This window comes from Paenibacillus solisilvae (assembly GCF_042656405.1).
Lineage (GTDB): Bacteria > Bacillota > Bacilli > Paenibacillales > Paenibacillaceae > Paenibacillus_Z > Paenibacillus_Z solisilvae.
In genome coordinates, this window is sequence record NZ_JBHSOW010000145.1 from 1 (window position 1) to 1,621 (window position 1,621).

Annotated in this window: 2 protein-coding genes; both read right to left on the reverse strand. The window is 53.7% G+C overall.

All coding sequences use genetic code 11. The features are described from left to right. Positions 1-886: aldo/keto reductase (locus ACFPYJ_RS33070; RefSeq protein ID WP_379192858.1), on the reverse strand; the 886-nt coding region annotated here is incomplete at its 3' end. An 84-nt stretch (positions 887-970) separates the two neighbouring features. Then, a partial coding sequence (locus tag ACFPYJ_RS33075) for an aldo/keto reductase (protein ID WP_379192860.1) occupies positions 971-1,621 on the reverse strand: 651 nt, incomplete at its 5' end.

A 1,621-nucleotide genomic window follows, 5' to 3' on the forward strand; every position in this document is an offset into this window, starting at 1 on the left:
GCAGTACGCTCAAGATGTGGCTCGGCTTGCGAACGCCTACAATGGCGCTGGTCAATGCTGGATGGGCGAGATCATACGCGATGGCAAGCTGCGGGATGGTAATGCCGTACCGGCCAGCGATCTCTTTCAGCTTCTCGACGCGGTCCACGTTTTTCCGCAGACCCTCCCCGATATGCGCAGCGTTGCGGGAACGCCAATCGTCATCCGAGAATTTGGTGTCGTAGGTATAATTGCCAGACAAGAGACCTGAGGTCAGCGGGCTGTAAGCGACGACGCCGATCCCTTTCTCCAGACAGAACGGCAGAATCTCCTTCTCAATGGCAGGCCTCAGAATGGAATACGGTGGCTGCAGAGAATCGACATGCCTTACGGAAAGCGATGCTTCCAATAACGGAACATTGTAATTGCTTACACCTACATAACGTACTTTGCCGTCTTGCACAAGCTTATCCATGGCACGCATGGTCTCTTCTGCTGGAGCGTTCGTATCCGTATCCGGCCAGTGCATTTGATACAAATCGATATAGTCGGTTCCCATACGGCGCAGCGACGCTTCCGCTTCACGAAGGATGGAATCGTAGGTACCGTTCTTGGAAATGGATTTGTTCTCGTCCCAAACGAGCCCGCATTTGGTCGCCAGCACGACTTTGTCGCGGTCGCCCTTCAACGCTTTCCCGATGACTTCCTCCGAATGGCCCAGCCCGTAAACGGCTGCAGTATCATAAAAGTTGATTCCATTGTCCAATGCGACTCGCACGCTTTCGGTCGACAGCTTGTCGTCCTGGCTGCCCCAAGCGCTGGCCCAGCCGCCTCCCCCAATCGCCCAGGAGCCGAAGCCGATCACTGATATTTCAGGTCCGTTCTTGCCAAGTTTACGATATTTCATGCGTATAATTCCTCCTGCTTCCACACCCAATACGTGCAGCTTGTCTATGATTTGTTTATCGTCTATGCTGCGGCTATGCCGCAACTACCATGCGTAAGCTTGTGGAGCGTCGCCGCCTGGTCCAGGGAAAATTTCGTCCAGACGTTTCATGGTTTCTTCCGTAAGCTTGATGTCGACTACCCGCAGCGTATTCTGGAATTGCTCCAGCGTCCTCGGTCCGATAATCGGCGCCGTCATGGCTGGATGCATCAGAGTCCAAGCCAGCGCAACATTCGCTTCGCTTTCGCCGAGTTCCCGGCACAGCTTGGCGAACTGTTCCAGCTTTTCCCGGTTCGCTTCCACCCGCTCCTGGGATCGCGTGCTTCTCGAGCCGCCCGACGCCTTCAACGCGTTTCCTCCGAGCAAGCCTCCGTCCAGCGGACTCCAAGCGATGACGCCGATCCCGTGCTCTTCAGCGGCAGGAAGCACTTCCAATTCAGGTAATCTGCACAGCAGGCTGTATTTATGCTGTTCAGATACGAGCCCCAAAGTATGTCTGGCTTTGGCTTCATATTGAGCTTTCACCAAATCTCTTCCGGCAAAATTACTGGATCCCACATAACCGATTTTTCCCTGGTTCACATAAACCTGAAAAGCTTCCCAGAGCTCGTCCCAGCTTACGTTGCGGTCTACATGGTGCATTTGATACAGTTCGATATGATCTGTATTTAAACGGCGGAGGGATTCTTCCAAGTG